At 63.8% G+C, this 24,201-nt stretch carries 23 protein-coding genes, 1 tRNA gene, 1 pseudogene and 1 riboswitch; of the genes and pseudogenes, 13 read left to right on the top strand and 12 right to left on the bottom strand.

All coding sequences use genetic code 11. The annotated features are described in order from the left end of the window. Positions 1-68: 68 nt before the first annotated feature. Entirely contained in the window at positions 69-587 is a 519-nt protein-coding gene (locus EJ078_RS11360) for a GcrA family cell cycle regulator (protein ID WP_066996757.1), read from the bottom strand. 356 nt (positions 588-943) lie between these two features. Between EJ078_RS11360 and EJ078_RS11355 the strand changes: the two genes are divergently transcribed. The 3 genes from EJ078_RS11355 to EJ078_RS11345 all read left to right on the top strand — a co-directional run bounded on the left by EJ078_RS11355 (position 944) and on the right by EJ078_RS11345 (position 4,210). Further along, entirely contained in the window at positions 944-2,143 is a 1,200-nt protein-coding gene (locus tag EJ078_RS11355) for an aspartate aminotransferase family protein (protein WP_095829193.1), read from the top strand. Positions 2,144-2,158: 15 nt separating this feature from the next. Next, the gene (argF, locus tag EJ078_RS11350; RefSeq protein ID WP_127215492.1) at positions 2,159-3,070 is read left to right on the top strand and encodes an ornithine carbamoyltransferase; all 912 of its coding nucleotides are present in this window, start codon (positions 2,159-2,161) and stop codon (positions 3,068-3,070) included. 108 nt (positions 3,071-3,178) lie between these two features. Then, the gene (locus EJ078_RS11345) at positions 3,179-4,210 is read left to right on the top strand and encodes an Hsp33 family molecular chaperone (protein WP_082953802.1); all 1,032 of its coding nucleotides are present in this window, start codon (positions 3,179-3,181) and stop codon (positions 4,208-4,210) included. Positions 4,211-4,262: 52 nt separating this feature from the next. On the opposite strand, the gene apaG is transcribed toward EJ078_RS11345, so the two are convergent. Continuing rightward, a complete protein-coding gene (gene apaG, locus EJ078_RS11340; RefSeq protein ID WP_066996767.1) occupies positions 4,263-4,655 on the bottom strand; it encodes a Co2+/Mg2+ efflux protein ApaG in 393 nt (130 codons plus the stop codon). Between the two features lie 218 nt (positions 4,656-4,873). On the opposite strand from apaG, the pseudogene EJ078_RS11335 reads away from it, so the two are divergent. Beyond that, a pseudogene (locus tag EJ078_RS11335) lies at positions 4,874-6,018 on the top strand (ceramide glucosyltransferase). Positions 6,019-6,059: 41 nt separating this feature from the next. Here the strand turns inward: EJ078_RS11335 and EJ078_RS11330 are convergent. Then, positions 6,060-7,250, bottom strand: a complete 1,191-nt coding sequence (locus EJ078_RS11330; protein WP_127403712.1) for an O-succinylhomoserine sulfhydrylase — start codon at positions 7,248-7,250, stop codon at positions 6,060-6,062. A gap of 56 nt (positions 7,251-7,306) precedes the next feature. Then, a riboswitch (SAM riboswitch) is annotated at positions 7,307-7,384 on the bottom strand. 135 nt (positions 7,385-7,519) lie between these two features. Between EJ078_RS11330 and EJ078_RS11325 the strand changes: the two genes are divergently transcribed. Together EJ078_RS11325 and EJ078_RS11320 are read left to right on the top strand one after the other, a co-directional pair. Continuing rightward, a complete protein-coding gene (locus EJ078_RS11325) occupies positions 7,520-8,614 on the top strand; it encodes a 2'-deoxycytidine 5'-triphosphate deaminase (RefSeq protein ID WP_127214388.1) in 1,095 nt (364 codons plus the stop codon). An 82-nt stretch (positions 8,615-8,696) separates the two neighbouring features. Next, positions 8,697-9,464, top strand: a complete 768-nt coding sequence (locus EJ078_RS11320) for an ABC transporter substrate-binding protein (RefSeq protein ID WP_127214390.1) — start codon at positions 8,697-8,699, stop codon at positions 9,462-9,464. Between the two features lie 47 nt (positions 9,465-9,511). Here EJ078_RS11320 and araD1 read toward each other — a convergent pair whose 3' ends face one another. The 4 genes from araD1 to chvE form a co-directional block, all read right to left on the bottom strand. Further along, on the bottom strand, positions 9,512-10,501 hold the full coding sequence (gene araD1, locus EJ078_RS11315) for an AraD1 family protein (protein WP_127214392.1): 990 nt from the start codon (positions 10,499-10,501) through the stop codon (positions 9,512-9,514). A 208-nt stretch (positions 10,502-10,709) separates the two neighbouring features. Beyond that, positions 10,710-12,002, bottom strand: a complete 1,293-nt coding sequence (mmsB, locus tag EJ078_RS11310; protein ID WP_127214394.1) for a multiple monosaccharide ABC transporter permease — start codon at positions 12,000-12,002, stop codon at positions 10,710-10,712. Next, positions 11,999-13,534 (bottom strand): multiple monosaccharide ABC transporter ATP-binding protein, encoded by a 1,536-nt coding sequence (mmsA, locus tag EJ078_RS11305; protein ID WP_067322747.1) that lies wholly within the window; start codon positions 13,532-13,534, stop codon positions 11,999-12,001. Before mmsA ends, mmsB begins: the two co-directional genes overlap by 4 nt. A gap of 188 nt (positions 13,535-13,722) precedes the next feature. Then, positions 13,723-14,793, bottom strand: coding sequence for a multiple monosaccharide ABC transporter substrate-binding protein (gene chvE / locus EJ078_RS11300; RefSeq protein WP_066996783.1), 1,071 nt, complete (start codon positions 14,791-14,793; stop codon positions 13,723-13,725). A 293-nt stretch (positions 14,794-15,086) separates the two neighbouring features. Between chvE and EJ078_RS11295 the strand changes: the two genes are divergently transcribed. Then, complete coding sequence (locus tag EJ078_RS11295; RefSeq protein ID WP_067322751.1) at positions 15,087-16,076, top strand: LysR substrate-binding domain-containing protein; 990 nt, start codon at positions 15,087-15,089, stop codon at positions 16,074-16,076. 122 nt (positions 16,077-16,198) lie between these two features. Here the strand turns inward: EJ078_RS11295 and EJ078_RS11290 are convergent, their stop codons facing one another. Beyond that, entirely contained in the window at positions 16,199-16,654 is a 456-nt protein-coding gene (locus EJ078_RS11290) for a hypothetical protein (protein WP_164750379.1), read from the bottom strand. A 233-nt stretch (positions 16,655-16,887) separates the two neighbouring features. Here EJ078_RS11290 and EJ078_RS11285 point away from each other — a divergent pair, with 233 nt between their 5' ends. Beyond that, the gene (locus tag EJ078_RS11285; protein ID WP_095799372.1) at positions 16,888-17,361 is read left to right on the top strand and encodes a hypothetical protein; all 474 of its coding nucleotides are present in this window, start codon (positions 16,888-16,890) and stop codon (positions 17,359-17,361) included. An 88-nt stretch (positions 17,362-17,449) separates the two neighbouring features. Here EJ078_RS11285 and EJ078_RS11280 read toward each other — a convergent pair. Next, positions 17,450-17,523 (bottom strand) — tRNA-Gly (locus EJ078_RS11280). A 134-nt stretch (positions 17,524-17,657) separates the two neighbouring features. On the opposite strand from EJ078_RS11280, the gene EJ078_RS11275 reads away from it, so the two are divergent. The 3 genes from EJ078_RS11275 (at position 17,658) to EJ078_RS11265 (ending at position 19,797) form a co-directional block, all read left to right on the top strand. After that, the gene (locus EJ078_RS11275) at positions 17,658-18,650 is read left to right on the top strand and encodes a hypothetical protein (RefSeq protein ID WP_208721512.1); all 993 of its coding nucleotides are present in this window, start codon (positions 17,658-17,660) and stop codon (positions 18,648-18,650) included. After that, positions 18,629-19,384, top strand: a complete 756-nt coding sequence (locus EJ078_RS11270; protein WP_127214398.1) for a glycosyltransferase — start codon at positions 18,629-18,631, stop codon at positions 19,382-19,384. Before EJ078_RS11275 ends, EJ078_RS11270 begins: the two co-directional genes overlap by 22 nt. A 149-nt stretch (positions 19,385-19,533) precedes the next feature. Next, positions 19,534-19,797 (top strand): DUF6460 domain-containing protein, encoded by a 264-nt coding sequence (locus EJ078_RS11265; protein ID WP_066996803.1) that lies wholly within the window; start codon positions 19,534-19,536, stop codon positions 19,795-19,797. Here the strand turns inward: EJ078_RS11265 and EJ078_RS11260 are convergent. Then, positions 19,772-20,710, bottom strand: a complete 939-nt coding sequence (locus tag EJ078_RS11260; RefSeq protein ID WP_127214400.1) for a histone deacetylase — start codon at positions 20,708-20,710, stop codon at positions 19,772-19,774. The genes EJ078_RS11265 and EJ078_RS11260 overlap by 26 nt on opposite strands. A gap of 123 nt (positions 20,711-20,833) precedes the next feature. On the opposite strand from EJ078_RS11260, the gene EJ078_RS11255 reads away from it, so the two are divergent. Next, a complete protein-coding gene (locus tag EJ078_RS11255; RefSeq protein WP_164750380.1) occupies positions 20,834-22,174 on the top strand; it encodes an MATE family efflux transporter in 1,341 nt (446 codons plus the stop codon). Here EJ078_RS11255 and EJ078_RS11250 read toward each other — a convergent pair. Beyond that, complete coding sequence (locus tag EJ078_RS11250; protein WP_127214402.1) at positions 22,167-23,246, bottom strand: quinone-dependent dihydroorotate dehydrogenase; 1,080 nt, start codon at positions 23,244-23,246, stop codon at positions 22,167-22,169. The genes EJ078_RS11255 and EJ078_RS11250 overlap by 8 nt on opposite strands. Continuing rightward, positions 23,243-23,590 (bottom strand): DUF952 domain-containing protein, encoded by a 348-nt coding sequence (locus EJ078_RS11245; protein WP_095799389.1) that lies wholly within the window; start codon positions 23,588-23,590, stop codon positions 23,243-23,245. Before EJ078_RS11245 ends, EJ078_RS11250 begins: the two co-directional genes overlap by 4 nt. Positions 23,591-23,700: 110 nt before the next feature. Here EJ078_RS11245 and EJ078_RS11240 point away from each other — a divergent pair, with 110 nt between their 5' ends. Next, positions 23,701-24,138 carry a hypothetical protein gene (locus tag EJ078_RS11240; RefSeq protein WP_066996874.1) on the top strand — a complete coding sequence of 146 codons (438 nt, stop codon included), beginning with the start codon at positions 23,701-23,703 and terminating at the stop codon, positions 24,136-24,138. Positions 24,139-24,201: the final 63 nt, after the last annotated feature.

Raw genomic sequence — 24,201 nt, 5'->3', positions numbered from 1 at the left:
AGATTCCTATTTCGTTCGCTATTCGCTATTCGCTATTCGCTATTCGCTATTCGCTATTCGCTATTCGCTTAGCGGCTTCTGCGCCTTTCCGCCGCCGGCTGGAACGCCACCCTTGCATGGTATTTGCAGTACGGCCCGGTTTCGCCAGCGTCGTTGCCGCAGAAGCTGAAGTCTTCCGACAGCGGATCGCCGTTGGGCCATTTGCAGGTGCGCTCGGTCAGCTCGACGAGCTGCAGGTTGCGCGAGATTGGCACGACAACGTTCTCGACCGGGCGGATATAGTGGCGCGCCACCGGCTCCGCCTCGAACTGCACCTGCAGAGCGGTCGCGCCGATGGAGGCCGTCACATGACGGGCTGCGCTGGCGGCACGAGCCACGGACTTCTGCATCGAGGCGCCCTGCGTGGCCTTCTTCTGCCGTGCCGGCGCCGCGGTCGCGCGGCCGCGGCCCGACAGTTTCAGGCGATGCACCTTGCCGATAACGGCATTGCGGCTCACGCCGCCGAGCTGCGCGGCGATCTGGCTGGCGCTGAGACCCTCCGACCACAATTTCCTGAGAAGTTCGACTCGCTCGTCAGTCCAGTTCATGAGACCGCGCTCCTGCTGAGGCGTGCGGCGGTCAGAATCCTTTCCCGAGCCGGCTCTCGCCGGGCAAACGACACCACATGTACCGGGTGATTAGATCCGCCGCACGAAATCTAGTTATTTCTCGACTACAATTACCTTATGCGCTGACTCGGTGACAAGAGTCCCCAGGGCAACACCGATTCGGTTTTTACGGTTTTCCCCAACTTGCCCAACCGCTGATGGGCCGGCATGGCGCTGGAGCCTTGCCGCGCGCTTCTGCGCGACCTTTTCGTTGACTTCATGGCCGAAAAACATGATAAGCCGCAAAGGCCGCCGCATTGGCGGCTTTTTGATTTCCGGTTCCGGAGACGCATATAATGAGCGGTTCGGCGCTTTACGAGACTTTTGCTCGCGCACCCCTGGCCTTCGACCGCGGGGAGGGGACCTGGCTGGTCACCGACAAGGGCGAGCGATATCTCGACTTCGCCGGCGGCATCGCCGTGAACTCGCTGGGCCACAGCCATCCGCATCTGGTCGCGGCGCTCACCGGGCAGGCGGCCAAGCTGTGGCACGTCTCCAATCTCTACGAGATCCCGGAGCAGCGCCGGCTGGGCGAAAGGCTGGTCGATGCAACCTTCGCCGACAAGGTGTTCTTCACCAATTCGGGCGCCGAGGCTCTGGAATGCGCCATCAAGTCGGCCAGGCGCTATCAGTTCGTCAAAGGCCATCCGGAGCGTTTCCGCATCATCACTTTCGAGGGCGCCTTCCACGGCCGCACGCTGGCGACGATCGCCGCCGGCGGTCAGTACAAATATCTCGAGGGTTTCGGTCCGAAGGTCGAGGGCTTCGACCAGGTCGCGTTCGACGATATCGATGCCGCCGAGAAGGCGATCACACCGGAAACCGCGGCTATCCTGATCGAACCGGTGCAGGGCGAGGGCGGCATCCGCCCGGTGCCGACGCAGTCGTTGAAGCGGCTTCGGCAGCTCTGTGACCGGCACGGCCTGCTTCTGATCTTCGACGAGGTCCAGTGCGGCATCGGGCGCACCGGCAAGCTGTTCGCGCATGAGTGGGCGGGCGTCACGCCTGACCTGATGGCGATCGCCAAGGGCATCGGCGGCGGGTTTCCGATGGGTGCCTGCCTCGCGACCGACGAAGCGGCGGCCGGCATGACGGCCGGCGTGCACGGCACCACTTTCGGCGGCAATCCGCTGGCGATGGCGGTGGGCAATGCCGTGCTCGACGTCGTGCTGGCCGACGGCTTCCTCGAGGACGTTCAGCGCAAGGCGTTGCTGCTGAAGCAGGGACTGGCGGCGGTCGGCGACGAATTTCCCGAGGTCATCGAAGGCATCCGGGGAACCGGCCTGATGCTTGGGCTGAAATGTGCCATGCCCAACGCCAAGGTTAACATGGCGCTGCGCGACCAGCACTTGCTTGCGGTGCCGGCGGGCGACAACGTCATTCGGCTTTTGCCGCCGCTCACCGTCACCGACGAGGAGATCGGCGAGGCGCTGAAGCGCATTCGGTCGGGCGCCAAGGGCCTGACCGACGCGATCGCGGCCGAAGCCGCGAAGTAGTTCTGGAATCTGCCGATGAGCGTTCGTCACTTCACCGATCTGTCCGCCGTTTCCGCAGGCGATCTGCGCATCATGCTGGACGATGCGATGGCGCGAAAGACCAGGCTCAAGGCCGGCGAGCGTTCGAAGCCGCTCGAGGGCAAGGTGCTGGCGATGATCTTCGACAAGCCTTCGACGCGCACGCGCGTTTCCTTCGACGTCGGCATGCGCCAACTCGGCGGCGAGACCATCATGCTGACCGGCACCGAGATGCAGCTCGGCCGTTCTGAAACCATCGCCGACACCGCCAAGGTGCTGTCGCGCTATGTCGATGCCATCATGATCCGCACCACCTCGCATGACCGGTTGCTGGAACTCACCGAAAACGCGACCGTGCCGGTGATCAATGGGCTGACCGACGATACCCATCCCTGCCAGCTGATGGCCGACATCATGACCTATGAGGAGCATCGCGGTCCGGTGGCCGGCAAGACCTTCGCCTGGACAGGTGACGGCAACAATGTGCTGCACTCGCTTCTAGAAGCCTCGGCGCGGTTCCGCTTCAACCTCAATGTCGCCGTGCCGGAGGGCAGCGAGCCGTTCGAGAAATATGTCGACTGGGCGAAGGCCAATGGCGGCAAGGTGAGGTTTGCCGGCTCGGCCGAAGAGGCCGTCGACCAGGCCGATTGCGTCGTCACCGACAGCTGGGTATCGATGGGCCAGGAGCATCGCGCCCGCGGCCATAACGTCTTCCTGCCCTACCAGGTCAACGCCGCGCTGATGGCGAGGGCGAAGTCCGACGCGCTTTTCATGCACTGCCTGCCTGCGCATCGCGGCGAGGAGGTCACCGACGAGGTGATCGACGGACCGCATTCGGTGGTCTTCGACGAGGCCGAGAACCGGCTGCACGCCCAGAAGGCGGTGCTGGCCTGGTGCCTGGGCGCTTGACCGGGGTTGACTTGATCCGCGCCAACTTGATCCGGGGATGTGTGATGCCTATTTGCGCGCCATCACTGAAATCGAACGCGCTTCGACCCATGCCGCCTGGAAAGCGGGATGGATGCGCCCCGGAGTTTTGTCATGCTGGAAACGCTTTCCTTGGCTGAGCATCAACCCAAACTCGGCGAATTCGGCTTCGCCGGCGACGACCATGTCGTGCCTTACGAAGTAGCGCCCCTGGATGTGCGCGGCCGCACCGTGCAGCTCGGGCCGATGCTCGACGCCATTCTCAGCCGTCACGATTATCCCGAGCCGGTCGCGCGCCTGCTGGCGGAGGCCTGCGTGCTCACCGTGCTGCTCGGCACGTCGCTGAAATTCGAGGGCAAGTTCATCCTGCAGACCCGCACCGACGGACCGGTCGACATGCTGGTGGCAGACTTCACCACGCCGCATTCGTTGCGCGCCTATGCGCGCTTCGACGCCGACCGGCTGCAGGCACTGATTGCCTCGGGCGAGATCTCGCAGGAGAAGCTGCTCGGCACCGGCGTCCTGGCCCTGACCATCGATCAAGGCGCGCACACGCAGCGCTATCAGGGCATCGTCCAACTCGACGGCACATCGCTGGAAGAAGCCGCGCGCACCTATTTCCGCCAGTCGGAGCAGATCCCGACCGATCTGAGGATGTCGGTTGCGAAGCTGGTGACCCCGGGCCCGGGCGGGGCCCGCGAGCAATGGCGCGCCGGCGGTATCCTGGCGCAGTTCCTGCCGCAGGCGCCCGAACGCATGCGCGTGCCCGACATTTCGGGCGGGGATGGCGATCCACGAGACGTGACGCACGAACCGGCCGACAATTCCTGGCGGGAACTCTTGGCGCTGCTCGGCACCATCGAGCCGACCGAGCTCATCGATCCGACGGTGGGCGCCGAGCGGCTGCTCTACCGGCTGTTCCACGAGCACGGCGTGCGCGTCTTCCGCGGTGTGCCGGTCGCCGATCAGTGCTCCTGCTCGCGCGACAAAATCCGAGGCATTCTCGAAGGCTTTTCGGCCGAGGAGATCAAGGACTCGACCGAGGACGGCGGCATCCATGTCGCTTGCGAGTTCTGCTCGACGCAGTACGACTTCGATCCGGCGGAGTTTGCGGCGGAGTGAGAAAGCTCCGGTTCCTCGCCCCCGCTTTGCGGAGGCGGGGAACTCGAGTTCTTTAATTCACCGTCCTTTTCGTTCCCGGCATATCGAGCGAGAAAGCCGGAATGGCGACATCGAACGTTTCGCCGCGACCGTTGCGCATCGTGTAGTGGCCGACCATGATGCCGGATGGCGTCGAGAGCGGGCATCCCGACGTGTACTGATAGCTGTCGCCGGGGTTGAGCTCCGGCTGGTCGCCGACCACGCCCTCGCCGCGCACCTCTTCGACTCGGCCACGCCCGTCGGTGATGTGCCAGTAGCGCGACAGAAGCTGCACGAACTCGTCCGACCGGTTGTCGATCGTCACCTGGTAGCCCCATACATAGCGGTTCTCGGACGGATCGGAACGGTCCTCCAGATAGAACGGCCTGACCTGCACTTCGATGTTGCGCGTCACGGCGCGATACATGAGCCACTCCGGTGCCGCAGGGAACATTTTAGCGCGCTTCGCGGTTCTACCTCCGCAGCGTCGCCAGCCTGCCGGCTTTTCCACCGCAAGTGCCGACAAACAATGTCATTTAAGTGACACATGACAATGTTGGTGTGCACAAACCGTGCGGGCGACTCGGGCGCTTTGTCGAGTGATGAAATGGCCGCGGGCGGCCTTTCCGGAGTGACCAGATCTCGATGGAACTGACCCTCGCAGCCGCCTTTGTTTCCTTGGCCCTTCTTTTTTCCAACCTTGCCAGCATCCTGTTCGCATCGTCGCGGCTGAAGCCCAGGCGGGTCATTCATCCGCCTTCCAGCAAGCAGCCCCCCGTCTCGATCGTCGTGCCGTCGCGCGGCGTGGAGCCGTTCACGCAGGAGACGCTCGACCGCGCCTTCTCGCTCGATTGGCCGCGCTACGAACTGATCTTCTGCGTCGCGCACGCCGAAGATCCCGTGGTCAAGCTGATCAACGCCGCCATCGCGCGCTTTCCGAATGTTCCGGCGCGGCTCCTCGTCGGCGATGACAGGATCAGCGCCAATCCCAAGCTCAACAACTGCATCAAGGGCTGGCAGGCGGCGCGGCACGACTGAGTGATCCTCGCCGATTCCAACGTGCTGATGCCCAAGGACTATGTCCAGCATCTGATGGCGCCCTGGGGCCGGACACCGGCCTCGTCTGCTCGACGCCGATCGGCTCGCGTCCGAACGGTTTCTGGGCCGAGGTCGAATGCGCCTTCCTCAACACGCTGCAGGCGCGCTGGCAATATGCCGGCGAAGCGCTCGGCCTTGGCTTCGCCCAGGGCAAGAGCATGCTGTGGAGCAAGCCGATGCTGGATGCAAATGGCGGCATCCAGGCTTTGGCCGCCGAGATCGCCGAGGACGCGGCGGCGACCAAGCTGGTCAACAGCCTAGGCCTTCGGGTCAATCTCGTGGCCTCGCCCTTCGAGCAACCGCTCGGCCAGCGCACGCTCGCCGAAATCTGGTCGCGCCAGGCGCGCTGGGCGCGGCTGCGCCGCGTCACCTTCCCATTGTTCTTCGCGCCCGAAATCCTGACCGGTGTGGTCGCGCCGCTGCTTATGGCGCTGATTGCGGCGGCAAGCGCCGGTGTCAGCCTGCCCACGACCGCGCTCTGCGTGCTGGCGATCGCCTATGTGCCCGAATGCATGCTCGCCTGGTCCAAGGGCTGGTATCTGTCGCCGCGCAGCGTCACCGCGATGATCGTGCGCGACGCGATGCTTCCCGCCATCTGGGCGCGCGGCTGGCTTGGCGTGGCCGTCGAATGGCGTGGCAACGCAATGACCATCCGCAACAGCGGGATGACTGAACTCGAAGAGATTGCTTGAGCCGGCTGCGGCTCAAGCGTCTTCTTTGCCGCCGTGACGGTTCATTCCTTCGCCGCCTTCAGCGCCTGTTCGATGTCGGCGAGCAGGTCGTCGGTATCCTCCAGCCCGACGGAGAGCCTGAGCGTGCCTGGTCCGATGCCGAGCTCGGCGCGGGCCTCGTCAGTGAGGTTTTTGTGCGTCGTCGTCGCCGGATGCGTGATCAGGCTCTTTGCGTCGCCGAGGTTGTTCGAGATCAGCACGATGTCGAGCGCGTTCTGGAAGGCGAAGGCCGCCTGCTTGCCGCCCTTGACGTCGAGGCAGATCAGCGTCGAGCCGCCCGACATCTGCTTCCTGACGATATCCGCCTGGGGATGGTCGGCCCGGCCCGGATAGATGACGCGGGCGATCTCCGGCCGGCCAGCCAGGAAGTCCGCGATCTTGCCGGCGCTTTCGGTCTGCTGGCGCACGCGCAGCGGGAGCGTCTCGAGGCCCTTCAGCAGCGTCCATGCGTTGAATGGCGACAGGCTCGGGCCGGTGTGCCGGAAATAGTCGTGCAGGTTCTCGTCGATCCACTTCTTGTCCGACAGGATGACGCCGCCGAGGCAGCGGCCTTGTCCGTCGATATGCTTGGTCGCCGAGTAGACCACGATATGGGCGCCGAGCTGCAGCGGCTTCTGCTGCAGCGGCGTGGCAAAGACGTTGTCGACGATCACGCGTGCGCCGATCGAATTGGCTAAAGCGGCGACAGCGGCGATATCGACCACTTCCAGCGTCGGGTTGGTCGGGCTTTCCAGGAAGAACAGCTTGGTGTTCGGCCTGACCGCTTTTTCCCAATTGGCAATGTCGGTGCCGTCGATCAGCGTCGCCTCGATGCCATAGCGCGGCGCCAGCGTCTCGACCACCCAGCGGCAGGAGCCGAACAGCGCCCGCGCCGCAACGATGTGATCGCCGGCCTTGACGCTGCACAGCAGGGCGGCGGACACGGCGGCCATGCCGGAAGCGGTGGCGCGTGCGTCTTCGGCGCCTTCCAGCGCGCACATGCGCTTCTCGAACATATCGACGGTCGGGTTGGCGTAGCGCGAATAGATGAAGCCGGGTTCCTCCCCCTTGAAGCGGGCTTCCGCTGCCTGGGCCGTCTCGTAGACATAGCCCTGGGTGAGATACATCGCCTCGGCGGTCTCGCCGAAGCCGGAACGCAGCGTCCCGCCATGCACGAGTGCCGTCTGAGGTTTCCAGTTACGCGTCTTGGTCATCGCCCTGCTTCCAAACACAAAAAAACCGGCCGCGACGTCGCAACCGGTCCATACGGCCTTGCGGCCCGACGGTCCTTTAGCGACTTGTTTAACGTGGCTGCAAGCCGACCGGCCAAATCACCACGGGATAACGACCCTTTAGACCCGCACCGCGCTTGCGTCAATTGCCGGCTTGATTAAGAGGTTTGTACCAGGCAGCTTCCGCAAAAGTGTCCCGCGGTTTTGCGACAGGAAACTGCGACGACAATGACTTCGCCCGGAGCCAGACATTGCGGCAGACAGGCATTCTTCCGGATCAGGACATCGCGGCGCTCTTCCAGTCGGGCGCGCTGAAGTCGCCGCGCGCGCTCGGCACCAACCAGATCCAGCCGGCTAGCCTCGATCTGAGACTGGGCGACAAGGCCTTTCGCGTGCGCGCTTCCTTTCTGCCCGGTCCCGATCATCTGGTGGCCGACAAGCTGGACCGGCTGAAGCTGCATGAGATCAACCTCGCCGAGGGCGCGGTGCTGGAGACGGGCTGCGTCTACATCGTGCCGCTGCAGGAAAGCCTGGCGCTGCCGGCGGAAGTCTCGGCTTCGGCCAACCCGAAGAGCTCGACCGGACGGCTCGACATTTTCACGCGTGTCATGACCGACCGCGGCCATGAGTTCGACAAGATCGCCGCCGGCTATCATGGCCCGCTCTATCTCGAGGTCAGCCCGCGCACCTTCCCGATCGTCGTGCGCGCCGGCTCGCGCCTGTCGCAGATCCGCTTCCGCACCGGCAATGCCGTGCTGTCGGAGAATGAGTTGCGTGACCTCCATCACGCCGAGATGCTGGTTGCGACCGAGCCGCCCAACATCTCCGGCGGCGGCATTGCGCTCTCTATCGATCTCGACGGCGACAAGGACGGCCTGGTCGGCTATCGCGGCAAGCACCACACCGGCCTCGTCGACGTCGACAAGCGCGCCGCTCAGGATGTGGTCGACTTCTGGGAACCGCTCTACAAGAGCGGGGCCGGCGAGCTCGTGCTCGACCCGGACGAGTTCTACATCCTGGTCTCTCGCGAAGCCGTGCACGTGCCGCCGCTCTATGCCGCCGAGATGACGCCTTTCGATCCGCTGGTCGGCGAGTTCCGCGTCCACTATGCCGGCTTTTTCGACCCGGGCTTCGGCCATTCCGCCGCCGGCGGCAGCGGCAGCCGCGCGGTGCTTGAAGTGCGCAGCCACGAGGTGCCGTTCATCCTCGACCACGGCCAGATCGTAGGCCGCCTCGTCTACGAGCATATGCTGAAGCGGCCGCAGGCGCTCTATGGCAGCGAGCTGGGTTCCAACTATCAGGCGCAGGGGCTGAAGCTCTCCAAGCATTTTCGCGCCGCGCGCTGATCGCCAGGCTGTGCTTGCCCGGCCTCGCGCGCCGTGCTTGGCTGCGTCTGAGCATGTAGCAACTGAACCCAAGGGGATGAAAATGCAGATATCCAGATGGATCCTGTCGGCTGCGGCCGCCGCCATGCTGGCGCTCGGCGTCGGTTCGGTAGACGCGGCCGAAAAGATCAAGATCGGCACCGAGGGCGCCTATCCGCCCTTCAACACCATCACGCCGGACGGCAAGGTGGAAGGCTTCGACATCGACATCGCCAATGCGCTCTGCGCGCAGATGAAGGTCGAATGCGAGATCGTCACCCAGGATTGGGATGGCATCATTCCGGCCCTGCAGGCCAAGAAATTCGACGCCATCATCGCCTCGATGAGCATCACCGAGGAACGCAAGAAGCAGGTCGCCTTCACCCACAAATACTACACCACGCCGCTTGCGCTGGTCGCCCTGAAGGACGCCGATATCGCCTCGACCGAGCCGGCCTCGCTTGCCGGCAAGACGGTCGGTGCCCAGGCCTCGACCACCCAGGCCAACTACGCCCAGGACGTCTACGCCAAGGCCGGCGCCGAGGCGAAGCTCTACCCGACCCAGGAAGAGGCGGTCACCGATCTGCTCAACGGCCGGCTCGACGCCGTCATCTCGGACAAGTTCGTGCTGGTCGACTGGATGAAGAAGGCGAGCGACGGCTGCTGCAAGCTGGTGGGCGACGTCAAGGGCACCGAGACCGAGGCCGGCATCGCCGTGCGCCTGGAGGACACCGCCCTGCGCGACCGCCTCAACGCGGCCATCGACGCCATTGTTGCCGACGGCACCTACAAGAAGATCCAATCGAAGTATTTCGATTTCGATATTTATTGAGGTTGAAGCTGCCAATCTCCCCCCTCGTGGGGGAGATCACGCTAACCTCACAGCGCCTTCACCGCCACCTTCACTGGCTTCTCGATCTCGAGCGGGTTGCGCAGCGGCAGGCCGAAATCCTTGGCCTCGATCTCGAACGTGTCGCCTTCCTCGGTCCTGACGCCGTCTGCGAACGAGAGTGTGGCGGTGCCGAACATGTGCACATGCACGTCGCCCGGCTGGCGGAAGGCCGAATATTTGAAATGGTGATGCTCGAGATTGGCGATGGTGTGCGACATGTTCGCCTCGCCGGACAGGAACGGCTTTTCCCAAAGCACTTTGCCGTCGCGCCAGATTCGTGAAGAGCCCCTTATGTCGGCGGGCAGCTCGCCGATCAGGATTTCCGGTCCGAACGAGGCGTTGCGCAGCTTGGAATGGGCGAGGAACAGGTAGTTCACGCGCTCGGTCACATGGTCGGAAAACTCGTTGGACAGCGTGAAGCCGACGCGGAACGGCGCGCCGTCGTCGCCGATGACATAGATGCCGGCGATCTCCGGCTCCTCGCCGGCGTCTTGCGCGAAGGCCGGCGACATCAGCGCGGCACCGGGCGCCACCGCCATGGTGCCGTTGCCCTTGTAGAACCATTCCGGCTGCACGCCGATCTCGCCCTTGGCCGGCTTGCCGCCCTCCAGCCCCATGCGGAACATCTTCATGGAATCGGTGAGCTGCTCCTCGCCGTCGCTGAGCTTCTTGTGCATGGAATCGCGTGTCGCGGCGGAGCCGAGATGTGTAAGCCCGGTGCCGGTAAGGTGGAGATGCGCGGGGTCGGGATGGTTGATCGGCGACACCAGGCGTCCCTTCTTGTAGACGGCGTCGAGGTCGACCGTCTCGCCATAGCCCTTGCGCTCGATCAGCGCCTCGAGCCCGGTGCCGGTGCGGGCTGCCTCCATCGCCAGCGAATAGACGCTGCGCGCGCCGTTGATGATCCGGGTCTTGCCGCCGCTGCGGGCAACGACGCGGATCGTCTCGGCGTCATCGAGGCTCTGGGAAATCAGCATGATGAACCCTCTCTCTTTTGCCTTGGCCCGGCTGCCGATTGGCAAGCCCTGACCGGCGCAGCCCGGAACCGATCCGCGCCACGGTTGAAACTCTTCGTCCGGATTGCACTCGCGAGCCTGGTCCTTCCAGGACTTCTTCGCGCCGACGGGTTGCCGGCAGCTTCGCGATCTAGAACCCGTATGCCTCCTTAGTCCTTGCCTCCGGCCTCTACGCCTTGTTCTTGTTGTAGACGTCGAAGATGACGGCACCGAGCAGCACCAGGCCTTTGACCACCTGCTGCCAGTCGACATTGACGCCCATGATCGACATGCCGTTGTTCATCACGCCCATGATGAAGCCGCCGACCACGGCGCCGATGACCTGTCCGACACCGCCCATCGCCGAGGCGCCCCCGATGAAGACCGCGGCGATCACGTCGAGCTCGCTGCCCAGACCGGCGGCCGGGACGGCCTGGCCGAGGCGAGCGGCGATGATCAGGCCGCCGAGCGCCGACAGCACGCCCATGTTGATGAAGACGAGCAGCGTCAGCCTTTCGGTGTTGATGCCCGACAGCTGCGCCGCCTTGGCGTTGCCGCCCATCGCATAGATGCGGCGGCCGATGGTCATGCGCTTGGTGACGAAGACGAACAGCGAGATCAGCACGCCCATCACCAGAAGCACCACCGGCAGGCCCCTGTAGCTGGCGAACTGGAAGACCAGGAACAGCGCCAGCGCGCTGCCGACCAGCGTCTTGACGACGAACAGCGGGAAGGGCTCGGCCTCATAGCCATGCCGTTCGCGCTTACGCCGTGTCCTGAAGCCGAAATAGGCATAGGCGAGCACCGCGACCAGACCGAGCACGATCGTCGTCATGTGCAGCGTAAGGCCGCTGCCGACGATGGTCTTGCCGGCGGCATTCACCGTCGGCGGAATGAGCGTCAGCGGGCCGATGACGTCGGGGATGAAGCCGGAGCTCAACGCCTTGAAGCTGTCGGGAAGCGGACCTACCGAGGAGCCGCCGCCAAGCAGTGCCTGGCAGATGCCGCGGAAGATCAGCATGCCCGCCAGCGTCACGATGAAGCTCGGTATTCGGTGATAGGCGATCCAATAGCCTTGCGCCGCGCCGATAAGCGCACCGACGATCAAGCAAACGATAGAGACCACCAGAGGATTGCTGAATACACCGAGCGGCCAGATGACCATCATCATTGCGGCAAGCGCGCCGATGAAGCCGGCGACCGATCCCACGCTGAGGTCGATATAGCCGGCGACGATCACCAGCAGCATGCCAAGCGCCATCACGATGATGAACGAGTTCTGCTGCACCAGGTTGCTGAGGTTGACCGGTTTGAACAGCGTGCCGGACGTCGTGTACTGGAAGAACAGCATGATGACGATCAGCGCGATGATCAGTCCGTATTCGCGCAGGTTCGTCGTCAGCGCCGAAACGGCGACACGCGGACCATGCTTGACGTCTTCGGCGACGCCGCTCTGCGGCGCGGGAGCGCTTTCTGTGCTCATGAGGCTTTTTTTCCTTCTCCCCGAACGATGGCGCGCATGATCTTTTCCTGGCTGGCGTCGCTTGCCGCCATTTCGCCGACGATACGCCCTTCGTTCATGACATAGATGCGGTCGGTGATGCCGAGCAATTCCGGCATTTCCGACGAGATGACGACGATTGCCTTTCCCTCTGCGGCGAGGCGGGCGATGATCGTGTAGATTTCGTACTTGGCGCCGACGTCAATGCCGCGCGTCGGTTCGTCGAGGATCAGCACTTCCGGGTCGGCGAACAGCCATTTCGACAGCACCACCTTCTGCTGGTTGCCGCCCGAAAGATTGCCGGTCAGCTGATAGACGCTGGATGCGCGGATGTTGGTCTTCTTGCGATAGTCGTTGGCGACGCTCATCTCGCGCATGTCGTCGATGACGCCGCGGCTGGAGACGCCTCCCAAATTGGCCAGCGTCACGTTGTGCTTGATGTGGTCGATAAGGTTGAGGCCAAAGGTCTTGCGGTCCTCGGTGACATAGGCGATCCGGTTCTCCACCGCCTTGCTCACCGTCGAAAGATCGAGAGGCTTACCCCTGAGCAGGACCTCGCCGCTGATATGCCGGCCGTAGGAACGGCCGAACAGGCTCATCGCGAATTCGGTGCGGCCGGCGCCCATCAGCCCGGCAATGCCGACCACCTCGCCCTTGCGCACATTGAGGTTGACGTTCTTGATCACCTGCCGCTCGGCGTGGATCGGATGGTACACCGACCAGTTCTTCACTTCGAAAATAACCTCGCCGATCTGGGGCTCGCGCGGCGGGTAGCGGTCGTCGAGCGAGCGGCCGACCATCGAAGTGATGATCCGGTCCTCGCTGATGTCCTTCCTGGGCAGGGTCTCGATGGTGCGCCCGTCGCGGATCACCGTCACCTTGTCGGCGACGCGGTTCACCTCGTTGAGCTTGTGCGAGATCAGGATCGAGGTCATGCCCTGGCGCTTGAACTCGAGCAGAAGATCGAGCAGCGCCTGGCTGTCCTTTTCGCTGAGCGAGGCGGTCGGCTCGTCAAGGATCAGCAGCTTCACTTCCTTGCTGAGCGCCTTGGCGATCTCGACCAGTTGCTGCTTGCCGACGCCGATATTGGTGATCAGCGTCTTGGGATCTTCCTTCAAGCCGACTTTGTCGAGCAGGGCCTTGGTGCGCTTCTCGTTGGCGTTCCAGTCGATGACGCCGTAGCTGGCGTGCTCGTTGCCGAGGAAGATGTTTTCCGCGATCGACAGCATCGGCACCAGGGCAAGTTCCTGGTGGATGATGACGATGCCGATATGCTCGCTGTCATGGATACCCTTGAAGTGGCATTCCTGGCCGCGAAAGACGATCTCGCCTTCATAGGTACCGGTCGGGTAGACGCCCGACAGCACCTTCATCAGCGTCGATTTGCCGGCGCCGTTCTCGCCGACGATGGCGTGGATTTCTCCTTCCTCGACGCTGAGGTTGACGTTCGACAGCGCCTTCACGCCGGGGAACGTCTTGGTGATGTCGCGCATCTCCAAAATCGTCGAGCTCATCAGGAATTCCGCTCCCTGGCGCATGCCTGCCGTTTCCGGAAGGCGTTATGCGCGAAATCAACATACTGCAGTCTGGCTCGCGCCGCGATGGCGCATGGCGCTGCAGAAGCCGGCAAAAACAATACCGGGGTCGCTTCTGAACGAAAAGGGGCCCTGCGTCGCGCAGGACCCCTCCCTTAAAGGCTGGATTACTTCAGCTCTTCGGCCTTGATGTAGCCGGAGTCGACGACCAGCGCCTTGTAGTTCGACTTGTCGACCTCGTGCGGCGTCAAGAGGATCGAGGGAACGACCTTGACGTCGTTGTTGTAGGTCTTGGTGTCGAGGCCGTCGGGCTTGCCGCCGGAGAGCACCTTGTCGACCAGCTGCACGGTGGCCTTGGCCAGCTCGCGGGTGTCCTTGAACACGGTCGAATACTGCTCGCCCGAAATGATCAGCTTGACCGAGGCGGTCTCGGCGTCCTGACCGGTCACGATCGGCCAGGGCTGAGCATCCGTGCCGTAGCCGACAGCGCGCAGCGAGGCGGTGATGCCGCGCGACAGGCCGTCATAGGGCGACAGAACGCCATCGACGCGGCTGCCGTCCGAGTAGTTGGCCGAGAGCAGGTTGTCCATGCGGGCCTGGGCGGTGGCGGCGAGCCAGCGCAGCGTGCCGACCTTGTCCATGCCCATCTGGCCGGACTTGATCTTGATCGAGCCGTCGTCGATCAGCGGCTGCAGGACCGACATCGCGCCGTTGTAGAAGAAGAAGGCGTTGTTGTCGTCGGGCGAGCCGCCGAACAGCTCGACGTTCCACGGCTTGGTGTTCGGGAAGCGCTCCTTGAGGCCCTTGACCAGGGAATTCGCCTGGATCACGCCGACGCCGAAATTGTCGAAGGTGGTGTAGTAGTCAACATTCGGGGTCTTCTTGATCAGCCGGTCATAGGCGATGGTGACGACGCCTGCGTCATTGGCCTTCTGCAGCGCATCGGCCATGGTGGTGCCGTCGATCGAAGCGATGATCAGCGCTTTCGGGCCTTTCGTGATCTCGTTTTCCAGCTGGCTGAGCTGGTTCGGGATGTCGTCCTGCGCGTATTGCAGGTCGACCGTGTAGCCCAGCGCTTCGAGCTGGGACTTGACGGCGTCGCCGTCGTTGATCCAGCGCTGCGAGGTCTTGGTCGGCATCAGCACGCCGACGAGACCCTTGTCGGCGGCGTGCGCCGAATAGGTCGTGGCGGCAATGCCAAGGGCCGCGACGGCGGCCAGCGTCTTGATGATCTTCACATTTACTCTCCCTGGTTGATGGACGCGACACCTCGGGGCTTCGCGGGCCGCGCAGTCGAACAGGAGCGCAGTCGCGCCTCTGTCGGCTTTATCGATCTCCGGTATCCTCCCAATCGGCCCCGCGACGCAGTTTCAATCGATACGATTTTGCTCGTTGCCGATCGCTGCGTCTCGGAACGCGCGAAGGGTGTGTCCCTTTGACATAACTGTCAAATGCGATCTTTGCTGGTTGCTATACCGAAACTGGTATGATTTAGCGTAGAGCAGAGAACTGCCGGAGAGGCTGGGAAATCATGGCGGCTCTGCGCGATCCTGATGCGATTTCAGGGAGTTACGAGAAGCTTCCGGGGGACGGCGAAACGCTCCTGCGCAGCGGCCTGAGCCTGCGCCATATGCGAATGATCGCCGCGCTCGACGATCACGGACGGGTGAGCGCCGCCGCCCAGGTGATGAATATTTCCCAGCCGGCGGCCTCGCGCATGATCGCCGAGATGGAGGCGGTGCTCGACGTGAAATTGTGCGAGCGGCTGCCGCGCGGCGTGACGCTGACCCCTTACGGTCAGGCGCTCGCCAGGCGCGCCCGCTCGATCCTGCTCGAAATGCGCGAAGCCGACCGCGAGATTTCGGAACTCAAGGCAGGCAAGGGCGGCTCGGTGTTTCTCGGCGCCGTGACTGCGCCGGCGATCGAACTGGCGGTGCCGGCGATTCGCGAGATCCGCCGCATCTATCCGCGCATCGAGATCACCATGCAGGTCGAGACCTCGAACGTGCTCGCTCGCGAGCTGATCGCCTCCCGCCACGACTTCATCATCGCCCGCATCCCCGATGACCTCAATCCGCGGCTGTTCGAATCGCGCGTCATCGGCATCGAGAAGGCCTGCCTGATCGTGCGCCGCGGCCATCCGCTTGCCGGCGGCGGGATGGTCGGCCTGGAGGAGACGGCTGCCTATGATTGGGTCTTCCAGTCCGGCGGCTCGCCCCTGCGCCAGGCGATGGAAAGCAATTTCTTGAACCGCAACATCCCGCTTCCCGACCGCATCCTCAACACCTCGTCGCTGCTCTTGACGCTGGTAATGGTGGCGCAATCTGACGCCATCGCCCCCGTTTCGGTGCAGGTGGCCAAGTTCATCCAGAGCGGCGACGGGCTGTCCGGAGCGATCGATGTCGTTCAGACCGAGTTCGACATCGAGGTCCGGCCCTACAGCCTGATCACGGTCAGGAACCGGGCGCTCTCGCCCGCCGCCAAGATGCTGCACGACTTCATCCTGCGCGAAGTGGGGTAACGGAACGAGAATGCTACCTGTGCGTTCAAACAGATCGGCAGTTCGCTGGAGCCCGTTTGGGTGAGGGAACCACCTGCCGATGCTGAACTATCGGGAGGTCTTTGATGGAACGTCGCTTGTTTCTAACTGGAATGCTTGGCGTTGCGGGGGCAGCGGCAATTGCAACCCTGGCTGGCCCCAGTAGGGCGGTTGCCGGAATTCCAAGCGGCAACGGAATTCTCGATGAACTCGATAAGCCCGATACCGCCGTCTTCGAGGATGGAGACGAACGTGCTGAAGTGGAGCAGGTTTACCATCGTCATTGGCATCACGGCCGTCGCCGCCGCAGACGGCGCCGCGTTTGGAGACGTGTTTGCCGCCGCTACTGGCGTCGTGGCCGCTGGCGTCGCCGCTGCTGGCGCGAACGTGTTTGGATTGGCTTTTGGCTTTAGGGGTCCATAGCGGTTCAGCTTTGGATAAGAGCCGCTCACCCGCAGTAAAGAACTGTTTTTACGGAATTCCGGACCGAGACGTGGTCCTGGATTGCTCAACCGGTCCAGAGCCGGCCGCCGCAAGGTGGCTGGCTTCTTTTTCGCCATAGTTCGCGCGGCGATCCTCTTCTAGGGCCCAAGCCCCTCGCCTTTCGAGCGGCTCTTTCGTTTGCGCGCTTTCGCCGAACGAGGTGGCTCCCTTCGGAGTGCGGTCAAAAAGCACGTTGATTTTCCAGTCCCCCTGCTGTTGAGAGGATGCGGGCAGTTGGGCGATCTGGATGTTCGATGTTTTCAAAGCTGCCTGTTGTTAACCATCGCAATGTTAGCCTTGGTCTCGCCGGATGAGCGAGGTCACCAATATGCACGCCGATCTGCCGCGCGCGCGGGTTAAGCGGAGGCTGATAGCCAAGGCGCTAGCGTTCCTCGCCGCCGCCCTGACAACGCTGCCCGCAGATGCCGAAACGGTGCAGGAAAATCCCGGCGGTCAGATCGTGATCTTCGCTTTGCACGTCGCCGAGCTGCGCGCCGCGAACGAGCCTGTGGAATTCGACGGTGCCTGCGACAGCGCCTGCACGCTCTATCTGTCTTTGCCCGCCGAGCAGCTTTGCATCACGCCGCGTGCATCCTTCGGCTTCCATCTGCCTTACGGCGTCGGCGCCCATGAGAACGCAATCGCCGCCGGGTACCTGATCTCGCAATATCCCGACTGGGTTCGCCTGTGGATCGAGGAACGCGGCGGCCTGTCGCGCACCATCGTGCGGATGGAAGCCGCCGAGGCCGCAAAGCATCTTCCCCTCTGCGGCGTGCTGGCCTGACCGGCAAGCGGCAACGATCGCATTCGCCATCGGCCGCCTGAGGACGCTCTGCCAGATCGCTGCGACCGCGCGGCACTGTAGCGAGGGATGGAGCGGGTAGCGGGAATCGAACCCGCGCGTTCAGCTTGGGAAGCTGACAGGCTACCATTACATCATACCCGCGCAACAGCCTCGTTACCATGATGGCCCCGCATCTAGCAATCGGCGATACATTGAAAGCCGAGAGCCATCCACCGGCGCTTTGACGCCGCGCCACAACATGGTAATGGCTCAGGGGTTAAGGGTGGGGACCCAGCTTGAAAATCAATGTTCGGAAGAGGAAGCGAGCCTCTCGCTCCGGAAAAGCCTTTGCTGTGGAAGATCTCGGATTCCTGCTGAGGCTTCCTGTTTTTGTATTCGTCTCTCTTTTCGTGCCTGAGAAGAGATGGCGCAGTGTCTGCCTTTGGCTGGAGCGGCTGAAACGGGCGCCTGAGTCTCGGCGCGACGTTGGTGACCAACCGGATCTTGCCGCCTTTGGCATAGCCGGCCGCGAGGACCGGCTCCGGGTCGACGCGATGCGCAGCGAACACAACATCCAGATCGTCCGCGAGTGGCTCGTCGGCTGGCGACCCGAGATCGAACTCCTCGGCGCCGAGCATCTCGATGCGGCGCGCGAACAGGGCCGTGGCGCCGTCCTGTGGATTGCGCATTTCGCCTTCAATGCGCTTGCGGCGAAGATGGTTTTCGCCAAAGCCGGCTTCGATGTCTTCCATGTCAGCAGGCCCGAGCACGGTTTCTCGAAATCGCGCTTCGGCATCCTGTTCCTCAACCCGATCAGAACCGGCGTCGAGCTCAGACATGCCGCGGGCCGTATCGTGATCGACCGCGCCAATCCCGCCGCCAGCATGAACGAGGCGAGGCGGTTGCTTCGCCAGGGCAAGTTTGCGTCCATCACCGCTGGCGCCTGGGAGGGTGAGTTGCTCGTGCGTGCGCGAATCGGCCAGTCGGCCATTGAATTTGCGGGCGGCGCGCCCCGGTTGGCCAGGATCGCCGGCGCTCCCCTGCTGCCGGTCTTCGTCGTTCGTGACGACAGCACAGGCAAGATACGGGTGACTGTGGAAAATCCGATCGATCTTGATCGCAGCCAGGACAAGGCCGAACTGATCCAGAGCGCCGCGCAAGACTTCGCCGATCGGCACCTGGCCTATCTGAAGGCCAGTCCCCACCAGTGGCGCGACTGGGGCAAGTTGAAGGCTCACCAAGGCACCTTGATCGAGACGGAAGCCGGATGCCTCTCTTCAGCATTCTGATCACCGACGACGGCAGCGAGCACGTTTCCGGGCTCGTTGCCGAAAACATCCACTCGCTCACGGCTGCTCATCCGGGCGAAGAGCACCGCCTGTTCCGGGAAGCGGCGTTGGCGGAGTTCATTTCGACGCATTTCGGAGCAGAGGTGCTTTCGGCTTTCAGGACGCTGCGACCTTATTCCTACAAGGCGGACCTCGCCAAATATTGCCTGCTCCATGAGCAAGGCGGCCTTTATGCCGATCTCTCCTATTTCTTCCTGCGCGGAGTGCCGCGCGCCGATGGAAAATTGTCGATCTTTCGCGATTTCCTCAGCTCGACCCCTTGGGACACCAGCATCGGCGTTGTTGCCGCGCCGCCTCGCCACAAGGCGCTCGCCAAGGCGATCGAGCTTGTCTGCGCTAATGTGAAACGGGAATATTACGGGCCGACTGCGCTCTGCCCCACAGGCCCGACCTTGTTCGGCAAGGCCGTCGCGCTGACCTGCGAACCGGAAGACCTTATCGTCGGCGAAGCCCTCAGGTCGGTGCCGTCTGCCGCGCCTCTTCAGCCGTCCGCGGATTTCGGCCATTGCCTCAGCCATGATGGCGAGCCGGTCGCGATCAAGCGTAAGCGGGGCGGCAAGCCGATATCGCACCTCGGTATCGGCGGCGGCAACCGCTACAACAGGCTGTGGCGCTCCAGGGAAGTCTACCGCGACCGGCCGCTTTGGGCCCGCATCTTCCGGTGGAGAATCTGACCGAGCGAGCCACGTGTGCCGGCCGGATCGGGCTATCAAGGCCGCCGGCACAATAGCTTCGCGCGCGGCCTTCGGCTTGATGCCGGGTATCCGAGTGCGTATTTCTGAGGTCGCGCCCCGAATCGGGCAGCTCGAACCGGAGAACGGCCTTGTCCGCACTGACACGCTTTCTCGGCGATACGCCACTCAGGGTGCTTGTGAAGCTGCTGGTGGTTTCCTTCCTCGTCGGCCTCGTCATGCACGCTTTCGGCTGGTCGCCGATGGACGTGCTCTACGGCATCCGCCAGTTCTTCATCGACCTGTGGAATCTCGGCTTCCATACTCTCGACCGCTTCCTGGGCTATATCCTGCTCGGCGCCGCGATCGTCGTGCCCGCCTTTATCCTGCTCAGGATTGCGAGCTACAGGAAGTAGCCTGGCGAGCGTCAGCATACGCGGCCGCGACCTCGAACAGAATGGCGTGGCGCGCGGCAAGCGCCGGCACGTCGCTCGAATAGCCGCCGCCGATGACGCCGCATAGCGGGATGCCGGCCTTGCGGAAATAGCTGATGACCAGCTCCTCGCGGCTGCGCAGGCCGTTGTCGGTCAATGTCAGCCGGCCAAGCCGGTCCTCGGCATGGACATCCACGCCGGCATTGTAGAACACGATGTCCCAGCGCCGCCCTGCGCAAAGCTCTGGAAGAATGGCGCCGAGCCGGTCGAGATAGGCAGCGTCGCCGGTGCCGTCCGGCAGCGCGATATCGACATCGGAGGCGATCTTGCGCGCCGGATAATTGCGTTCGCCATGCATGGAAAAGGTGAAGGCGCGCGGCTCATCCTTCAAAATGTCCGCCGTGCCGTCGCCCTGATGCACGTCGAGATCGACGACCAGGATGTTTTCGACGGCGCCCTCCGCAAGCAGGACCAGGGAAGCCACGGCCACGTCGTTGAAGGTGCAGAAGCCCGCGCCTTGGGCACGCCTGGCATGGTGGCTACCGCCGGCGGCGTTGCAGGCTATGCCGTGTTTCAGCGCCAGCCGCGCCGCCAGCACCGTGCCTGCCGTTGCTAGCTGCGCTCTCAATGACACGCGCTGGCTGACCGGGAAGCCGATCTCGCGCTCGATCTTTTCAGGCACCTCGCAAGTGAGCACCTGGTCGACATAGCCGGCCTCGTGCGCGAGCTTGAGCCACGCCGCCGGCGCCCGTTCCGGCATCGAAAGCGCTCCCGCTGCTGCCAGCCCGCGGCTGTGCAAAGCCTCCATCAGCAACGGATATTTGCTCATCGGAAAGCGGTGATTGACGGCAAAGCCGGCGTCGTAGTCGGGATGGTGGACGATCTGCAAAGGCATGATGGGGCGGCCTGCGCCAGAGCTGGAATTCGGTTGGCCGTCACCCGATGGCGATTGCGCGGCAGCGGCAAACTGGGGCACATCGGCCGTTCTAGCAAGCCGCAATGAGCAAGGCAGCAATCCTTGGACAAGGGTGCGACCCACATCAACGCCGGGACCTTCATCGTCACCAACCGGTCGGTGCTGGCGATCGCGGTGCCGATGACGCTTGCCTATCTGACGACGCCGCTGCTCGGCATCGTCGACACCGCGGTGATCGGGCAGTTCGGCGATGCGGCTCTTCTCGGCGGACTGGCGGCAGGCGCGCTGGTCTTCGACGTCGTCTTCACCACCTTCAACTTCCTGCGCTCCGGCACCACCGGCCTCGTCGCTCAGGCTTTCGGACGCGGCGATCCGCTGGAGGAGCAGGCGGTGCTCTGGCGGGCCGTGCTGATCGCGGTCGTCGCCGGCGTGGTGCTTGCAGCACTTGCGCCGCTGTTTGCGGTAGGCGGCCAGTGGTTCATGGGCGCCGAGCCGCGTGTCAGCGCGGCGATGTCGGTCTATATCCACATCAGGCTCATTGCCGCGCCCTTCTCGCTCATCAACTATGCCATCTTGGGCTACGTGCTGGGGCGTGGCGAGGGCGGGATAGGGCTGATGCTGCAGGCCGTGCTCAACGGCATCAACATCCTGCTCTGCTTCCTGCTCGGCCTCGAGCTCGGCTGGGGCGTGGCGGGCGTTGCCTGGGCGACCGTCACCGGCGAGTTCCTGGCCATGCTGCTCGGCCTTGCCATCGTGCTGAGGCGGTTCCGCAAGCTGGAGCGGCCGTCGCGCCGGCGCATCCTCGACCTGCCGGCCTACCGGCGCATGCTGTCGCTCAACCGCGATATCATGATCCGCTCCTTCTCGCTGCTTGCCGCCTTCGCGCTGTTCACCAGGCAGGGCGCCCAATTCGGCACGGTGACGCTCGCCGCCAATGCCGTGCTGATGAACTTCTTCCTCGTCGCCGGCTATTTCCTGGACGGCTTTGCCACCGCAGCCGAGCAATTGGCAGGCCGCGCCATCGGCGCGCATGCGGCCGCTCCTTTCCGGCAAGCCGTCCGGCTGACGCTGATCTGGGGCGTTGGCCTGGCGGCGGTCGCCAGTCTTATCCTGCTGACGGCCGGCGCACAGCTGGTGGCGATGGTGACAACCGCTCCGGAGGTCCGCGCGGTCGCCGACATTTATCTGCCCTGGGCCGCCTTCACCGCGCTGAGCGGCGTGCTCGCCTTCCAGATGGACGGCGTCTTCATCGGCGCCACCTGGTCGCGCGACATGCGCAACATGATGCTCCTGTCCTTCCTGGCCTTCGCCGCGGCGCTGATCACGCTGGCGCCCGCCTTCGGCAACAACGGCCTATGGGCCGCGCTGCACGTCTTTTTGCTGGTGCGGGGTTTCAGCCTGCTTGCGGTGCTGAGGCTCAGGATGCGCACGGCGTTCAGCTGATCGGCTTTGAAGCCCAGCGCTCGCAAGCCGAGTCGCGCAAATCCTGGATCGAGCCAAGCCGCTCGCGCTCCACAAACCGCGCCATGCCGGCAACGATGCGGCCGGGCAGCGCCGGGCCGGCATAGATCATGCCGGTATAGAGCTGGACGAGATCGGCGCCGGCGCGGATCTTCTCCAGCGCGGTTTCCGCCGAGTCGACGCCGCCGACCCCGACGATCGTCACTTGTGGGCCGAGCAGCTTGCGCATCCGGGCGAGTACCGCCGTCGAGCGCTCGAAAAGCGGCTTGCCTGACAGCCCGCCGACTTCGCCGGCCAGACTTGCGCTGCGCAACCCGACCCGGGCAAGCGTCGTGTTGGAGACGACAACCCCGTCGATCTTTTTCTCGATGACTTCGGCGGCGATGTCTTCCAGTTCCGCTTCAACGAGGTCCGGCGCGATCTTGAGGAAGATGGGCGGCTGAACCGACGCAGCCGCGCGCGCCGCCACCACGCGCGACAGGAGTTCGCCCAGTTGCTCGCGCGCCTGCATGTTGCGCAGGCCCGGCGTGTTGGGCGAGGAGATGTTGACCGTCAGATAACTGGCATGGGCCGCGAAGCGGGCGACGCCGCGCTCATAGTCGGCAATGCGGTCGGCGCTGTCCTTGTTGGCGCCGATGTTGACGCCGACAATACCCGGCCGCCCTTTGCGCGCGGCAAGCCGTCTTTCGGCGGCCGCATGCCCTTCATTGTTGAAGCCGAGCCGGTTAATCACCGCTTCGTCGGCGGTCAGCCGGAAGATGCGCGGCCTCGGATTGCCGGGTTGCGGCAGCGGCGTGATGGTGCCGACCTCGGCGAAGCCGAAGCCGAGTTTGAGCAGCGCGTCCGGCACTTCGGCGTTCTTGTCATAGCCGGCCGCCATGCCGAGCGGGTTCGGAAAATCGAGCCCGCAGACGCTGACCTCGAGCCGCGCGTCGCGCGGGGGAGGCGAGGCGGCCGGCAGGCCGCAGCGCAAAGCCGCGATCGACAGGCCATGCGCCGTTTCCGGGTCGAACGAGAAAAGCAGCTTTTGGCCGATCCGGTCGAGCACGCTCATTCGTCCTCCAGCGGCGGGAATTCGTGGCCGTCGGCGCCGAGCGGCAACGGCTTCACCCAGAGCACGGCGTCGAGGGCGAGCGCGGCGTAGAGATGCGGGAACAGGGCGCCGCCGCGCGACACCTCGTATTTCAGCGCGTCGCCCAGCTTTGCCGCGTCGACAGCGATGAGAAGCAGGTCCGCCTGGCCGGCGAAATGCTTGGCCGCCGTCTCGCGCACTTGAGTTGCGGTGGAAAAGTGGATGAAGCCGTCGGCGATGTCGATCGGCGCTCCGGTGAAGCGGCCGTTCCGTTCCGCTTCGCGCCACATGGCTTCAGGCGCGATCTTGTAGATAAACTGAGACATTGGCGCGCTATATTCCGAACGATCCATGGGGGAAAGGGTGCTTGCGAACTCTTCCCCATTTCAGGCGCAAACCTGTGATATTGTTCGCACAACGGCTCATGGAGGATAACATGCGTCTGCAGCACATTCTAATCCCGGCGGCGCTTTGCTCGCTGGTCGCCGCATCGGCCTATTCCGAGGAGACGGACCGCTATCGGCTCGAAAAGTCCGCCAACGGTTATGTCCGCATGGACACCCAGACCGGCGCCATGTCGATCTGCGAGGAGCGCTCCGGCCAGCTCGTCTGCAAGTTGGCCGCCGACGAGCGCTCCGCCTTCCAGGACGAGATCGACCGGCTGCAGAGCACGGTGAAGGCACTCGACGAGCGCGTCGCGAAGCTCGAGAACTCGCTCTCGGCCCGGCTGGAGTCCCAACTGCCGAGCGAGGAGGATTTCAACAAGACGATGAGCTACATGGAGCGCTTCTTCCGCAGCTTCATGGATATCGTCAAGGACATCGACAGGCAGGAAGGCGACGGTGGCACGAAGCCCAGCCCGCAAAAGACCTGAGCTCCCGGGAAAAAGCCTGCGCGCGCGGCCTTTGCTGCTTGAAAACGCGCCGCGCCGCCGCAT

It is taken from the genome of Mesorhizobium sp. M1A.F.Ca.IN.022.06.1.1 (assembly GCF_003952605.1).
GTDB lineage: Bacteria > Pseudomonadota > Alphaproteobacteria > Rhizobiales > Rhizobiaceae > Mesorhizobium.
The sequence above is the reverse complement of the archived record's forward strand: the minus strand, read 5'-3'. Positions and strand labels throughout refer to the sequence as shown.

Bases quoted from the DNA above. Each gene is read 5' to 3' on its own strand.
- EJ078_RS11250 (WP_127214402.1), bottom strand. From the start codon at position 23,246: ATGAGCGTGCTCGACCGGATCGGCCAAAAGCTGCTTTTCTCGTTCGAC.
- EJ078_RS11260 (WP_127214400.1), bottom strand. From the start codon at position 20,710: ATGCCTTTGCAGATCGTCCACCATCCCGACTACGACGCCGGCTTTGCC.
- EJ078_RS11270 (WP_127214398.1), top strand. From the start codon at position 18,629: ATGCCTCTCTTCAGCATTCTGATCACCGACGACGGCAGCGAGCACGTT.
- EJ078_RS11290 (WP_164750379.1), bottom strand. From the start codon at position 16,654: ATGGCGAAAAAGAAGCCAGCCACCTTGCGGCGGCCGGCTCTGGACCGG.
- argF (WP_127215492.1), top strand. From the start codon at position 2,159: ATGAGCGTTCGTCACTTCACCGATCTGTCCGCCGTTTCCGCAGGCGAT.
- EJ078_RS11285 (WP_095799372.1), top strand. From the start codon at position 16,888: ATGAGCGAGGTCACCAATATGCACGCCGATCTGCCGCGCGCGCGGGTT.
- mmsA (WP_067322747.1), bottom strand. From the start codon at position 13,534: ATGAGCTCGACGATTTTGGAGATGCGCGACATCACCAAGACGTTCCCC.
- apaG (WP_066996767.1), bottom strand. From the start codon at position 4,655: ATGTATCGCGCCGTGACGCGCAACATCGAAGTGCAGGTCAGGCCGTTC.
- araD1 (WP_127214392.1), bottom strand. From the start codon at position 10,501: ATGCTGATTTCCCAGAGCCTCGATGACGCCGAGACGATCCGCGTCGTT.
- mmsB (WP_127214394.1), bottom strand. From the start codon at position 12,002: ATGAGCACAGAAAGCGCTCCCGCGCCGCAGAGCGGCGTCGCCGAAGAC.
- EJ078_RS11295 (WP_067322751.1), top strand. From the start codon at position 15,087: ATGGCGGCTCTGCGCGATCCTGATGCGATTTCAGGGAGTTACGAGAAG.
- EJ078_RS11345 (WP_082953802.1), top strand. From the start codon at position 3,179: ATGGATGCGCCCCGGAGTTTTGTCATGCTGGAAACGCTTTCCTTGGCT.
- EJ078_RS11245 (WP_095799389.1), bottom strand. From the start codon at position 23,590: ATGTCTCAGTTTATCTACAAGATCGCGCCTGAAGCCATGTGGCGCGAA.
- EJ078_RS11330 (WP_127403712.1), bottom strand. From the start codon at position 7,250: ATGACCAAGACGCGTAACTGGAAACCTCAGACGGCACTCGTGCATGGC.
- EJ078_RS11360 (WP_066996757.1), bottom strand. From the start codon at position 587: ATGAACTGGACTGACGAGCGAGTCGAACTTCTCAGGAAATTGTGGTCG.
- EJ078_RS11240 (WP_066996874.1), top strand. From the start codon at position 23,701: ATGCGTCTGCAGCACATTCTAATCCCGGCGGCGCTTTGCTCGCTGGTC.
- EJ078_RS11320 (WP_127214390.1), top strand. From the start codon at position 8,697: ATGCAGATATCCAGATGGATCCTGTCGGCTGCGGCCGCCGCCATGCTG.
- EJ078_RS11355 (WP_095829193.1), top strand. From the start codon at position 944: ATGAGCGGTTCGGCGCTTTACGAGACTTTTGCTCGCGCACCCCTGGCC.